This window comes from Burkholderia sp. SCN-KJ (genome assembly GCF_024656005.1).
Taxonomy (GTDB): domain Bacteria; phylum Pseudomonadota; class Gammaproteobacteria; order Burkholderiales; family Burkholderiaceae; genus Burkholderia.
The window spans coordinates 100,241-112,221 of record NZ_JANKOG010000004.1 but is presented as its reverse complement, the minus strand read 5'-3'; the positions used below and the strand labels follow the sequence as shown (position 1 = coordinate 112,221).

The following is an 11,981-nucleotide window of genomic DNA, read 5'->3' as shown; positions in this document are numbered from 1 at the left end:
GAGGAAGCGATGACCGACGGCTGGGTGGAAACGGGCGACTGGGCCGTGCTGGGCGGCGATGCCGCACGGATTCGCGATGCGGTGTTCGTGCGCGAGCAGCGGATCCCGCCGGAATGGGAACTGGACGACGAGGATCCGCTGTCGTTGCACGCGGTTGCCTACCGGGTCGATGCGGCGACCGGCGCACGCCGCGCGGTCGCGACGGGACGGCTGCTGCGCACCGGCACGATCGGCCGCGTCGCGGTGCTGGCCGACGCGCGCGGGCAGGGCGCCGGATCGGCCGTGCTGCATGCGCTGCTGGATGCGGCGCGGCATCGCGGCGAGCCGGTCGTGCGGCTTTACGCGCAGGATGCCGCGGTGTCGTTCTACGTGCGGCACGGCTTCGCGGCAATCGGCGAGCCGTTCGTCGAAATCGGCGTGCCGCACGTCGAGATGGCGCGCGCGCCGTAGCGCCGCCCGCGCCGCTCCCGCCGCAGGCTCAGCGCGGCGGCGTCGCGTCGATGTCGAACGTGAACGCACGCTCGAAACTGCCCGGGCGAACGGTGCGGTGCGAGCCGTCGTCGTCGCAGCGTTCCTTGATGTCGACCGTCAGGCGCACGCCTTCCTTCATCGTCACGCGCAGCGCGGTCGTGCCGCGCGTGCCGTATTCGGGTGTCTCGATGAACGCGGCCGACAGCGCACGCTCACGCTCGATCGGAATGCCGGTGTGCGGCAGCGCGTCGTCGTCCGCGACATGCGGATCGCGCATCAGCTCGATCAGCTCGTCGAGCGACGGGGCCGGGTTGTCGGTCAGCAGCGTGCCGAGTTCCGCGCGCTTGCGCACGACTTTGGGCCAGGGCGTATCGAGCCGGGCATTCGACAGCGCATGCACGCCGGCGGCGATCGCGACCGGCGCGGCGACGCGGGTTTCGCCTTCGGCCGCGCGGTTGCAGAACCACGCGAGCTCGCGCCGCTTCCAGTCGCCGACCAGCAGGTTGAAGCCGTTGTACACGGCCGCGTGCTCGGCCAGCTCGCCGAGATAGTCGAGCGGCGCGACGGACGGGCCGCGGAGGAAATCGGACACGAGCTTGCCGCGGGTCGGCGCGCCCGCGCGAATGTCGAACGGCGCGCGGTAATTGGTCAGCGCCGCGAAGCGGCCGTCGCGCGATACGCCGAGCCACGTGCCGCCCGCTTCGAGATCGCGGCCGGCCAGCACGCCCGGCACATCCTCCCACCACGAAAGCGGCGCACTCGTACGGCGAAAGAACTCATCGCGGTTGGCGGTCAGGGTAAAGACGGGACCGGCGGCGGCATCGGGCTGCCAGTCGAAGGCAATCAGACACATCGGGCGAATCTCTCGCAGGAAACATCGGGCGCCGGCTGCATCGTGCGAGCCGGCGTGCGACCGGGTTGTCAGTGCGTCACGCTTCCGTCGGCCACGGGTACGGCAGCGCGTCGAACGCGAGTGCCGGACCGTCGGCCGAACCGAGGTGCACGGTGCCGCTGTCGAGCGCGGCCAGCTTGATCTCGACCAGCGCGTCGACGCCGCCCGCGGGCGCGGCCGCCGCGTTGACGATCATCCCGCACGGCTGGCCCGGGTCGTCGCTGTGGAACAGCTCGACGCCGGCATGCACGGTGTCGGTCTCGCCGGCGACGTGCGCGAGCGCGGTACGGCGCTTGATCGTGCCGCGGTACTGGCTGCGCGCGACGATTTCCTGGCCCGGGTAGCACCCCTTCCTGAAGTTAACGGCGCCGATCACGTCGAAGTTGACCATTTGCGGCACGAACTGTTCGACGGCCGGCTGCGTGATGCGCGGCTCGCCCGCGCGCACGTCGAGCCAGTCCCATACGGCCGGCGACACGACCGGCAGCGTGCCGGCGAGCGCGGCGAGACGCGCGTCGACTTCCGCGCGCGGCCCGATCCACAGGTAGCGCTTGCGGCCGGCCGCGTCCGGGACGCGGATCAGCGCCCCGGCCGGGCCGTCGACCTTCACGTGCACGCCGTCCGGCAGCGCGTCGAAGATGCCCGACAGCGCTTCGCGCACGTCGCCCGCGAAGCCGACCACCGCGAGCGTGTCGCTCGCGTCCGTCAGTTTCGCCTTCGCGCGCAGCACGAACATCGACAGCCGTTTCTGCACGGCGGCCTGAACGTCCTTCGAGACGAGCAGGCGCACGCCGTGACCCGCGCGCCAGGCGAGGAACGACGCGAGCAGGCGGCCCTTCGGCGAGCAATAGCCGGACAGGCGCGCGCTCGCGGCATCGAGATGCTCGATGTCGTTGGTGAGCTGGGTATGCAGGAACGTCGCGGCGTCGTCGCCGGCCACGTCGATCACGCCGAACTGCGCAAGCGGCATGCAGGCGCCCGGCGCGTCGAAATCGGCGGCGGACGGGCGGGGGAAAACGGGGAGCGAGACGGGTGCGGGCTGGGCAGCCGGTGAAGCGAATGGTGTGCTCATGGAATGAGGGAACAGTCAACCCTGACTTTGACGGAGGCGAGCAAGTATTATATGGGTCTTACCTGAGTCTCGTTTCCATGTCCCTACTGAAGAAATGCGCCGCGACGGTCGTGGCGCTGGCCGTCGTTGTGGCCGCTGCCGGCGCGGGCGGCGGGTATTACTGGGCGACCCGGCCGCTGCTGCTGGGCGCCGCAACGCTCGACGTCACGATCAAGCCGCGCAGCAGTGTGAAGAGCGTCGCGCTGCAGCTCAAGCACGGCGGCGTGCCGGTCGAGCCGTTCGGCTTCGTCGCGATGACGCGCCTGCTCGGGCTGTCGAGCCGGCTGAAGTCCGGCAACTACGAATTCAAGACCGGCATCACGCCGTACGACGTGCTGCAGAAGATCGCGCGCGGCGACGTGAACGAGTACGTCGCGACGGTGATCGAGGGCTGGACCTTCAAACGGATGCGCGCGGAACTCGACGGCAATCCCGATCTCGCGCACGCGACGGCCGGCATGAGCGACGCCGAGCTGCTGCGCGCGATCGGCGCCCCCGACAACGCGATCCAGCGCGGCAGCGGCGAAGGGCTGTTCTTCCCCGACACCTACCTGTTCGACAAGGGCGCGAGCGACCTGAACATCTACCGGCGTGCCTACCACCTGATGCAGACGCGCCTCGACGAAGCATGGGCCGCGCGCGCGCCGGGGCTGCCGTACAAGACGCCTTACGAAGCGCTGACGATCGCGTCGATCGTCGAAAAGGAAACGGGCCATGCGGCCGATCGCGCGTTCGTCGCGGCGGTGTTCGCGAACCGGCTGCGCATCGGGATGCCGCTGCAGACCGATCCATCGGTGATCTACGGCCTCGGCGACGCGTACGACGGCCGCCTGCGCAAGCGCGACCTGCAGGCCGACACTCCTTACAATACCTATACGCGCCGCGGCCTGCCGCCGACACCGATCGCGCTGCCGGGCGTCGCCTCGCTGCAGGCGGCGATCAATCCGGCGCCGACGAGCGCGCTCTATTTCGTCGCGAAGGGCGATGGCACGAGCGTGTTCTCGGACACGCTCGGCGATCACAACAAGGCCGTGGACAAGTACATACGAGGTCAATAATGCCGAGCGGTAAATTCATCACCTTCGAAGGCATCGACGGGGCGGGGAAGACCACCCACCTGCAATGGTTCTGCGAACGCCTCCAGGCGAGGCTGGCCGCGAGCGGCCGGCAGGTCGTCGTCACCCGCGAGCCGGGCGGCACGCAGCTCGGCGAGAAGCTGCGCGAGATCCTGCTGAACCAGCCGATGGATCTCGAGACGGAGGCGCTGCTGATGTTCGCCGCGCGTCGCGAGCATCTCGCGCTCGTGATCGAGCCGGCGCTCGCGCGCGGCGACTGGGTCGTGTCCGACCGCTTCACCGACGCGACCTTCGCCTACCAGGGCGGCGGCCGCGGGCTGCCGCGCGACAAGCTCGAGACGCTCGAGCGCTGGGTGCAGGGCGGTTTCCAGCCCGACCTGACGGTGCTGTTCGACGTCGCGCCGCAGGTGGCGAGCGAGCGCCGCGGCGCCGCGCGCATGCCCGACAAGTTCGAAAGCGAATCGGACGCGTTTTTCTCGCGTACCCGCGGCGAATACCTGCGGCGCGCGGAAGAGGCGCCGCACCGCTTCGCGATCGTCGACGCGACGCAGACGATTCCCGAGATCCGCCAGCAGCTCGAACGCGTGCTCGCCGCGCTGTAACCCGCAAGGAACGCACCACATGATCTATCCGTGGCAGACCGACGACTGGAACCGCTTGCAGCAACTGCGCGCGCAGTGGCCGCATGCGCTGCTGCTGCACGGCCAGGCCGGGATCGGCAAGCTGCAGTTCGCGCAGCATCTCGCGCAGGGCTTCCTGTGCGAGGCGCCGCAGCCGAACGGCGAGCCGTGCGGCACCTGCGCGGCCTGCACGTGGTTCGCGCAGGGCAACCATCCGGACTACCGGATCGTGCTGCCCGAGGCGCTCGCGGGCGAAGCGCCGGGCGCCGCCGACGACGCGAAGCCGGCCGACGCGGACGACGGCGGCAAGAAGACGCGCGCGCCGAGCAAGGAAATCAAGATCGAGCAGGTGCGTGCGCTGCTCGACTTCTGCGGGGTCGGTTCGCACCGCGGCGGCGCGCGCGTCGTCGTGCTGTACCCGGCCGAGGCGCTGAACGTCGCCGCGTCGAACGCGCTGCTGAAGACGCTGGAGGAGCCGCCGTCGGGCGTCGTGTTCCTGCTGGTGTCGGCGCGCATCGACCGGCTGCTGCCGACCATCATCAGCCGCTGCCGCCAGTGGCCGATGACCGTGCCGGCGCCCGACGCGGCCGCGGCGTGGCTGGCGGCGCAGGGCGTCGACGATGCGCGCGCGCTGCTCGCCGAAGCCGGCGGCGCGCCGCTCGCCGCGCTGGCGCTCGCGAGCGACGAGAACCGCCCGCTGCGCGATTTCACGCTCGGCCAGCTCGCCGCCGGCGCCGCGTGCGATCCGTTCGCGTGCGGCGAGACGCTGCAGAAGCTGCCGGTGCCGCTGGTGCTCGGCTGGCTGCAGCGCTGGCTGTACGATCTGCTCGCGCAGCGGATGGCGGGCGCGCCGCGCTACTTCCCGATGCAGGCGGCCGCGCTCGCGCGTTGCGCGGAAGCCGTCGACGCGAATGCGTTCGCGCGCTTCATGAAGGCCGTGACGCGCCAGCGGACGGTCGAGAACCATCCGCTCAACGCCCGGCTCGTCTTCGAGGAACTGTTTCTCGGTTATCGGGAAATGTTCGCGTGAGCGCGTATTGTTTCCTTGAAGAGGGGAAACGGCTGCCGGCGAGCGCATGAGCGCCCGCCTTACGTATTCAGGAAACACGATGTTCGTCGATTCTCACTGCCACATCAATTTCAAGGGTCTCGCCGACCGCCTGCCGGCCGTGCTGGAGAACATGCGCGAGCACGACGTCACGCATGCGCTGTGCGTGTCGGTCGACTTCGAGACGCTGCCCGACGTACTCGCGATCGCGCAGGCGCACGACAACGTGTACGCGTCGGTCGGCGTGCATCCGGATCACGAGGACGCACGCGAGCCGACGCTCGCGGAGCTGGTCGAGCTGGCCGCGCACCCGAAAGTCGTCGCGATCGGCGAGACGGGCCTCGACTACTACCGCCTCGAAGGCCGCTCGATCGCCGACATGGAATGGCAGCGCGAACGCTTTCGCACGCATATCCGCGCGGCGACCGCGACGATGAAGCCGCTGATCATCCATACGCGCTCGTCGTCGGAAGACACGCTGCGGATCATGGCCGAGGAACGCGCGGACGTGCCGGGCGGCGTGATGCACTGCTTCACCGAGCCGTGGCCCGTCGCCGAGCAGGCGCTCGCGCAGAACTTCCACATCTCGCTGTCGGGAATCGTTACGTTCAAGAACGCGACCGACGTGCAGGACGTCGCGCGGCGGGTGCCGCTCGAGCGGCTGCTGATCGAGACCGACTCGCCGTACCTCGCGCCGGTGCCGTATCGCGGCAAGCCGAATGAACCTGCGTACGTCAGCCATGTCGGACGCTTTATCGCATCCGAGCGCGGCATCCCCGTCGAGGCGCTGGCCGATGCGACGACCCAGAACTTTTTCCGGCTGTTCAAGATCGCCCGCTAACGACGCGCGCCCAGCCGACAACCCAGGGAAGGAGCCCACAACAATGACGAAGCCGACCACATACCAGCCCAAGCGCGCCCTCGTCGCCGCCGCGCTCGTCGCGAGCGGCCTGTTTGCCGCCGCCGGCGCGCATGCCGAGTCGCTCGACGCGGTCGTCAAGGCGGTCAAGTTCGACGACATCGCCGACATCGGCAAGCAGCTCAAGAGCGGCAAGCTCGATCCGAACACGATCGCGCCGAACGGCGACCCGCTGATCGTGATCGCCGCGCGCGAGAAGTCCGACAAGGTCGCCGCGGCGCTCGCCACGACACCGAACATCGACCTCGAGAAGGAAGACAAGGCTGGCGAGAACGCGCTGATGCTCGCGTCGCTGAACGGCGACGTCGGGCTCGTCAAGCTGCTGATCGACAAGGGCGCGGAAGTCAGCAAGAAGGGCTGGGCGCCGCTGCACTACGCGGCCACCAACGGCCAGGACGAGGTCGTCAAGGTCCTGCTCGACCACGACGCGTATATCGACACCGCGTCGCCGAACGGCACGACGCCGCTGATGATGGCCGCGCGCGGCAACCACGCGTCGACGGTCAACCTGCTGCTCGACCAGGGCGCCGATCCGCAGGTGAAGAACCAGCTCGGCATCACCGCGCTCGAGTTCGCGCAGCACTACAAGGCGCCGGATGCGATCGACATCCTGAGCAAGCGGACGGTGCGTGTCGGTGCATCGGCGCCGGCAGATGCGCAAAAGAGTGCAAAATGACGGTTTCGGCGCGGTGGCGCAGCGCCCGGCCGGCCGCAACCCGGCCGGCAGCGGGCGTCCGGCCGCCGCGCCGGTCAGCGCAGCAAGCGGCCCGAGGCCGCATTGACATAAGGAACACCATGTTGCGGGCTATGTTTTGTGCCGCGGCGTTTGCCGTGCCGTTGTCGGCGGCGGCTTTCACGGGCGCGGATCTCGACCGGCTGTGCGCGAAGACGGACGTCAAGTCGCGGGCGTCGTGCGCGGCCTACATCGAAGGCGCTGCCGATGGCGTCTACAACACGATCGACGCGATCGGCGGCACCACCGGGCCGCGCGTCGGGCAGTATTTCTGCCTGCCGCCCGACATCCGGGCGCAGCAGATGACCGACGCGGTGCGCAAGTACATCGCGGAGAACCCGAAGCTGGCCGACTACAACGCGAGCACCGCGGTGTCGCTCGGTCTCGGCAAGGCATTCCCCTGCAAGGGCGGCAGTTGATCTGACACCGGGTCCGGGCGCGCGCTGCCCGGACGTCGCCGACGCATCCAGGACGAGGCCGCCGCGCCTCATAACCGAAGCATCCCGGGCGCCGATGAATTCAATCGAGGAATTGCAGCGCATCGCCGATGCGCCGTTGCATTCGTGGTCCGGCACGCTGATCGTGTCGGTCATGGTCGTGCTGGTCGTCGTGATCGTGCACCGTCTCGGCGCACGCATCGTCAAGCGCATCGCGCAGCCGTATCCGCTGATGAGCGTGATCCTGCGCTACATCGACAAACCTTCGCTCGTCACGCTCGCGCTGCTTGCGCTCGAATTCCTGTGGATCCAGACGGACGAAGGCATGTCGTTCGTGGGCGGGATGCGCGCCGCGGCCGCAGTCGGCTCCATCGTATCGCTGACCTGGCTGCTGGTGCGGCTCGCGGCCGGCGTCGGCGACGCGATCATCCAGGCCCATCCGATGGATGCGGCCGACAACCTCCACGCGCGGCGCGTCCACACGCAGGCCAAGGTGCTCGTGCGGACCGTCATGGTGCTGATCGTGGTCATCGGCACGGGCGCCGCGCTGATGACGTTCCCGAACGTGCGCCAGGTCGGCGCGAGCCTGCTGGCGTCGGCCGGCGTCGCCGGCCTCGTCGCCGGTATCGCCGCGCGGCCGGTGCTCGGCAACCTGATCGCCGGGCTGCAGATCGCGCTCACGCAGCCGATCCGGCTCGACGACGTCGTCGTGATCCAGGGCGAGTGGGGCCGCATCGAGGAAATCACCGGCTCGTTCGTGTCGGTGCGGCTGTGGGACCAGCGCAGGCTGGTCGTCCCGTTGCAGTGGATCATCGAAAACCCGTTCACGAACTGGACGCGCCACAGCTCGGAGATCATCGGCACGGTCTACCTGTCGGTCGACTACCGCACGCCGCTCGCGCCGCTGCGCGAGGAACTCGCGCGGCTCGTCCATGCGGCGCCCGAGTGGGACGGCCGCGTGCAGGTGCTGCAGGTGACCGATGCCACCGAGCGCACGATGCAGTTGCGCGCGCTCGTCAGTGCGGCCGACTCGTCGGCGTGCTGGGATCTGCGTTGCCGCGTGCGCGAGGGCTTGATCGCGTACCTGCAGGCGCGTTTCCCGCAATGCCTGCCGCGCAGCCGGATGGAACTGTATCCGCACGATTCGGCGCCGGGCGAGCCGAGCCCCGAACGGCCGCACGCGCGGCCGCCCGCCGCCAGCACGGCGGCCAACACCGCGGCCGATCCGAAGGCCACCGAAGGCCGCTGAACGCGCGCCGGTACCTGCTGCCATCACCTCCATGACCGCGCTGAAGACGCTTGCCATCGCCAACTACCGCTCGCTGCGCGAGCTGATCGTGCCGCTCGCGGCGCTGACCGTCGTGACCGGGCCGAACGGCAGCGGCAAGTCGAGCGTGTACCGCGCGCTGCGGCTGCTTGCCGACACCGCGCAGGGCCGCGTGATTCCGTCGCTCGCGCGCGAAGGCGGGCTGCCGTCGACGCTGTGGGCCGGCCCCGAGCGCTTTTCGCGCGCGATGCTGAGCGGCGACACGCCGGTGACCGGCACGGTGCGCAACGGACCGGTGAGCCTCAAGCTCGGTTTCGCCGGCGACGATTTCGGGTACGCGATCGATCTCGGCCTGCCGGTGAAGAACGATGCGTCGATGTTTCGTCTCGATCCGGTCGTGAAGCGCGAATGCATCTGGGGCGGCGCGCTGCTGCGGCCGTCGACGCTGCTGGTCGACCGCCAGGGCGCGCAGATTCGTGCGCGCAGCGAGTCGGGCGACTGGCACACGGTGCCGCAGCCGGTCGCGAGCTTCGACAGCATGATGACCGAGTTCGCCGATCCGGTCGGCGCGCCGGAGATGATCGCGGTGCGCGAGCGGATCCGGTCGTGGCGCTTCTACGATCATTTCCGGACCGATGCGCAGGCGCCGGCCCGGCAGTCGCAGATCGGCACCCACACGCCGGTGCTGGCGGACGACGGCGCCGACCTGGCCGCCGCGCTGCAGACGATCCGCGAAATCGGGGATGCCGCCGCGCTCGATGCGGCGATCGACGACGCGTTCCCCGGCGCATCGATCGATATCGACAATCCGGGCGGGCGCGGCCGCTTCGACGTGCTGATGCGCCAGCCGGGGCTGCTGCGGCCGCTGTCGGCCGCCGAGCTGTCGGACGGCACGCTGCGCTACCTGCTGCTCGCGGCCGCGCTGCTGACGCCGCGCCCGCCCGCGCTGATGGTGCTGAACGAACCGGAGACGAGCCTGCACCCCGATCTGCTGCCGGCGCTCGGCCGCCTGATCGCGCAGGCCGCGCAGCGTTCGCAGGTGCTGGTCGTGTCGCACGCGGCGCGGCTCATCGCGACGCTCGAACGCGAGGCCGGCTGCGAGTCCCTGGTGCTCGACAAGCAGCTCGGCGCGACCGTGCTCGTCGATGCGGACACGCGCGACCTGCCGCCATGGAAGTGGCCGTCGCGCTGACGGGCAAAGCGGTGCGCGCGCGGCCGCGTCGGCGGCATGCCACCGGCAGCCCACCGTCGGGCCCGCGGCGCCGGTCCGGCCGCGCCGATGCCGGACCGGCGGCCGTGGGCGCGAATGTATCCTGTCTGTAACAACACCCATAAAATGAAAGCCCGGTGCTTTCCGGGCATCGGGATCGCGAATAATAATGAGATATCCGGCCGGCGCGATGCCGGCCGTGCGCTGCACGGAGGGGAGTATGTGCCAGCCCCCGTGCCGGCCGACCGAGGACACAGGAGACGTGGACCATGAGAATTGCCCAGATCGCCCCGCTGACCGAATCCGTGCCGCCGAAGCTGTACGGCGGCACGGAGCGCGTCGTGTCCTACATCACCGAGGCGCTCGTCGACCTCGGTCATGACGTGACGCTGTTCGCCAGCGGCGATTCGACGACCCGGGCCAGGCTCGAACCGGTATGGCCGCGCGCGCTGCGGCTCGATGCGTCGATCCGCGACCGCGTCGCACCGCACATGCTGCTGATGGAGACGGTCGCGCGCCGCGCGAAGGACTTCGACGTGCTCCATTTCCACATGGACTACTACTCGTTTTCGGTCTTCAACCGGCAGGACACGCCGTTCGTGACGACGCTGCACGGCCGGCTCGACCTGCCCGAGCAGCAGCCGGTGTTCGACACGTTCAACACCGCGCCGGTGATCTCGATCTCGAATTCGCAGCGCCAGCCGCTGCCGCAGGCGAAATGGCAGACGACCGTGTACCACGGGCTGCCCGACACGCTGTACCTGCCGCAACCCGTCGAGCCGCGCTATCTCGCGTTCCTCGGCCGCATCTCGCCGGAGAAGCGGGTCGACACCGCGATCCGCATCGCGCGCCAGTGCGGGCTGCCGATCAGGATCGCCGCGAAGATCGACGCGGCGGACCAGGAGTACTTCGAGCGGGAGATCAAGCCGCTGTTCGCGCTGCCGCACGTCGAATACATCGGCGAGATCGCCGACCACGAGAAGGCAGAATTCCTGTCGGGCGCGCATGCGCTGCTGTTTCCGATCGACTGGCCGGAGCCGTTCGGGCTGGTGATGATCGAGGCGATGTCGTGCGGCACGCCGGTGATCGCGTTCAATCGCGGCGCGGTGCCGGAGGTAGTGGACGAGGGCGTGTCGGGCTTCATCGTCGAGGACGAGATCAGCGCGGTGGCCGCCGTGAACCGGCTGCACCTGCTGCCGCGCGCACGCGTGCGGCGGCGCTTCGAGGAGCGCTTCACGTCGCGGCGGATGGCGCAGCAGTACGTCGACGTGTACCAGTCGCTGATTCGTGCGCAAAAGCGCTCGCGCTTCAAGGTGATCGATTCGACGACCTGACGCGCGGCGCGTGTGCGGATAAAAGAACGGCGATGTCCGCAAGGACATCGCCGTTTGCACATCGCCCGCGCGCGGCGCGCACGGACGAGGATGCCGCAGCGTCAGATCTTCAGCTTCGTGACCTTCGTGCCGTTGATCGACACGTCGCCCATCAGGCCGGCGTTGGTCAGCACGATGACCTGGACCGGCGCGGTGGCCGTGTTGGAGTCGACCGCGCCGTTCGCGCCCATCTTCACGAGCGCGACCGATGCGCCGGCGCCGGCTGCCCAGCCGTCCGAGCCGCGGAATTCGTCGAGCGCTTCCTGCGTCATGAACAGGAACACGATCGCCTTCGACTGCGCACCGGCCTGCAGGCCGACCGACAGCGACGACGTGTTGTAGTAGCCGACCGTGCTGCCGCCGACGCGCAGCGCGCCGTTGCCCGACTGGCCGCCGACGATGAAGCCGGCCTGCAGCACGTCCGGGAACACGAGCACGCCGCGCGACTTCGCGACGAGTTCACGCGAGCCCTTGACCGTGGAATACATGCGCGACAGCGTGGCGTCGACGCTCGAATCGATCGCCTGACGCTTCGACGCGTTGGTCGCGGCATTGTCGGGCTTGTCGGGGGTAGTGGTGCAACCGGTGAGCGCAAGGCTGCCGACGACGAGCGCAGCGGCGACTTTCAGCACAAGGTTCCGTTTTTGCATCGTTCTTCTCCATCGGATGACGTTCGGAGTGAGTCTCGCTCACGGAGCGGATCACGTCGGCAGTTATATCACAACGGATTACAACCCCATTTCGTGCGCGCATGAAAAGGCGCCAAATCGTTTTGCGGTGTCGCGGCGCGCCAACGGACGGACCGGCGCGCGGACGGCGCTACG

Annotated in this window: 13 protein-coding genes; 10 read left to right on the top strand and 3 right to left on the bottom strand. The window is 69.3% G+C overall.

Going from position 1 to position 11,981, the window contains the following annotated elements; translation table 11 throughout:
• Positions 1–9 precede the first annotated feature (9 nt).
• Positions 10–450 carry a GNAT family N-acetyltransferase gene (locus NQV17_RS08600; protein ID WP_044843655.1) on the top strand — a complete coding sequence of 147 codons (441 nt, stop codon included), beginning with the start codon at positions 10–12 and terminating at the stop codon, positions 448–450.
• Positions 451–478: 28 nt separating this feature from the next.
• On the opposite strand, the gene NQV17_RS08595 is transcribed toward NQV17_RS08600, so the two are convergent.
• Both NQV17_RS08595 and NQV17_RS08590 read right to left on the bottom strand, forming a co-directional pair.
• Positions 479–1,324: an NRDE family protein gene (locus NQV17_RS08595; RefSeq protein ID WP_124520189.1), complete on the bottom strand. Its 846-nt coding sequence runs from the start codon at positions 1,322–1,324 to the stop codon at positions 479–481.
• A 76-nt stretch (positions 1,325–1,400) separates the two neighbouring features.
• On the bottom strand, positions 1,401–2,435 hold the full coding sequence (locus NQV17_RS08590; RefSeq protein ID WP_044843653.1) for a folate-binding protein YgfZ: 1,035 nt from the start codon (positions 2,433–2,435) through the stop codon (positions 1,401–1,403).
• 77 nt (positions 2,436–2,512) lie between these two features.
• Between NQV17_RS08590 and mltG the strand changes: the two genes are divergently transcribed.
• The 9 genes from mltG (at position 2,513) to NQV17_RS08545 (ending at position 11,118) form a co-directional block, all read left to right on the top strand.
• On the top strand, positions 2,513–3,532 hold the full coding sequence (gene mltG, locus NQV17_RS08585; RefSeq protein WP_257771429.1) for an endolytic transglycosylase MltG: 1,020 nt from the start codon (positions 2,513–2,515) through the stop codon (positions 3,530–3,532).
• Positions 3,532–4,152 (top strand): dTMP kinase, encoded by a 621-nt coding sequence (gene tmk, locus NQV17_RS08580; RefSeq protein WP_044843651.1) that lies wholly within the window; start codon positions 3,532–3,534, stop codon positions 4,150–4,152. Before mltG ends, tmk begins: the two co-directional genes overlap by 1 nt.
• A 19-nt stretch (positions 4,153–4,171) precedes the next feature.
• Complete coding sequence (locus tag NQV17_RS08575; protein WP_044843650.1) at positions 4,172–5,200, top strand: DNA polymerase III subunit delta'; 1,029 nt, start codon at positions 4,172–4,174, stop codon at positions 5,198–5,200.
• A gap of 79 nt (positions 5,201–5,279) precedes the next feature.
• Positions 5,280–6,059, top strand: coding sequence for a TatD family hydrolase (locus NQV17_RS08570; RefSeq protein ID WP_044843649.1), 780 nt, complete (start codon positions 5,280–5,282; stop codon positions 6,057–6,059).
• 43 nt (positions 6,060–6,102) lie between these two features.
• Positions 6,103–6,813 carry an ankyrin repeat domain-containing protein gene (locus NQV17_RS08565; RefSeq protein ID WP_257771426.1) on the top strand — a complete coding sequence of 237 codons (711 nt, stop codon included), beginning with the start codon at positions 6,103–6,105 and terminating at the stop codon, positions 6,811–6,813.
• A 119-nt stretch (positions 6,814–6,932) separates the two neighbouring features.
• A complete protein-coding gene (locus NQV17_RS08560) occupies positions 6,933–7,289 on the top strand; it encodes a Rap1a/Tai family immunity protein (protein ID WP_044843647.1) in 357 nt (118 codons plus the stop codon).
• Positions 7,290–7,383: 94 nt separating this feature from the next.
• Complete coding sequence (locus tag NQV17_RS08555; protein ID WP_044843646.1) at positions 7,384–8,556, top strand: mechanosensitive ion channel family protein; 1,173 nt, start codon at positions 7,384–7,386, stop codon at positions 8,554–8,556.
• Positions 8,557–8,587: 31 nt separating this feature from the next.
• Positions 8,588–9,766 (top strand): AAA family ATPase, encoded by a 1,179-nt coding sequence (locus tag NQV17_RS08550; RefSeq protein ID WP_257771423.1) that lies wholly within the window; start codon positions 8,588–8,590, stop codon positions 9,764–9,766.
• A 287-nt stretch (positions 9,767–10,053) separates the two neighbouring features.
• Positions 10,054–11,118 (top strand): glycosyltransferase family 4 protein, encoded by a 1,065-nt coding sequence (locus tag NQV17_RS08545; protein WP_257771421.1) that lies wholly within the window; start codon positions 10,054–10,056, stop codon positions 11,116–11,118.
• Positions 11,119–11,219: 101 nt separating this feature from the next.
• Here NQV17_RS08545 and NQV17_RS08540 read toward each other — a convergent pair whose 3' ends face one another.
• Positions 11,220–11,807, bottom strand: a complete 588-nt coding sequence (locus NQV17_RS08540) for a YSC84-related protein (RefSeq protein WP_257771419.1) — start codon at positions 11,805–11,807, stop codon at positions 11,220–11,222.
• Between the last annotated feature and the right edge of the window lie 174 nt (positions 11,808–11,981).

Bases quoted from the DNA above. Each gene is read 5' to 3' on its own strand.
- NQV17_RS08600 (WP_044843655.1), top strand. From the start codon at position 10: ATGACCGACGGCTGGGTGGAAACGGGCGACTGGGCCGTGCTGGGCGGC.
- NQV17_RS08595 (WP_124520189.1), bottom strand. From the start codon at position 1,324: ATGTGTCTGATTGCCTTCGACTGGCAGCCCGATGCCGCCGCCGGTCCC.
- NQV17_RS08590 (WP_044843653.1), bottom strand. From the start codon at position 2,435: ATGAGCACACCATTCGCTTCACCGGCTGCCCAGCCCGCACCCGTCTCG.
- mltG (WP_257771429.1), top strand. From the start codon at position 2,513: ATGTCCCTACTGAAGAAATGCGCCGCGACGGTCGTGGCGCTGGCCGTC.
- tmk (WP_044843651.1), top strand. From the start codon at position 3,532: ATGCCGAGCGGTAAATTCATCACCTTCGAAGGCATCGACGGGGCGGGG.
- NQV17_RS08575 (WP_044843650.1), top strand. From the start codon at position 4,172: ATGATCTATCCGTGGCAGACCGACGACTGGAACCGCTTGCAGCAACTG.
- NQV17_RS08570 (WP_044843649.1), top strand. From the start codon at position 5,280: ATGTTCGTCGATTCTCACTGCCACATCAATTTCAAGGGTCTCGCCGAC.
- NQV17_RS08565 (WP_257771426.1), top strand. From the start codon at position 6,103: ATGACGAAGCCGACCACATACCAGCCCAAGCGCGCCCTCGTCGCCGCC.
- NQV17_RS08560 (WP_044843647.1), top strand. From the start codon at position 6,933: ATGTTGCGGGCTATGTTTTGTGCCGCGGCGTTTGCCGTGCCGTTGTCG.
- NQV17_RS08555 (WP_044843646.1), top strand. From the start codon at position 7,384: ATGAATTCAATCGAGGAATTGCAGCGCATCGCCGATGCGCCGTTGCAT.
- NQV17_RS08550 (WP_257771423.1), top strand. From the start codon at position 8,588: ATGACCGCGCTGAAGACGCTTGCCATCGCCAACTACCGCTCGCTGCGC.
- NQV17_RS08545 (WP_257771421.1), top strand. From the start codon at position 10,054: ATGAGAATTGCCCAGATCGCCCCGCTGACCGAATCCGTGCCGCCGAAG.
- NQV17_RS08540 (WP_257771419.1), bottom strand. From the start codon at position 11,807: ATGCAAAAACGGAACCTTGTGCTGAAAGTCGCCGCTGCGCTCGTCGTC.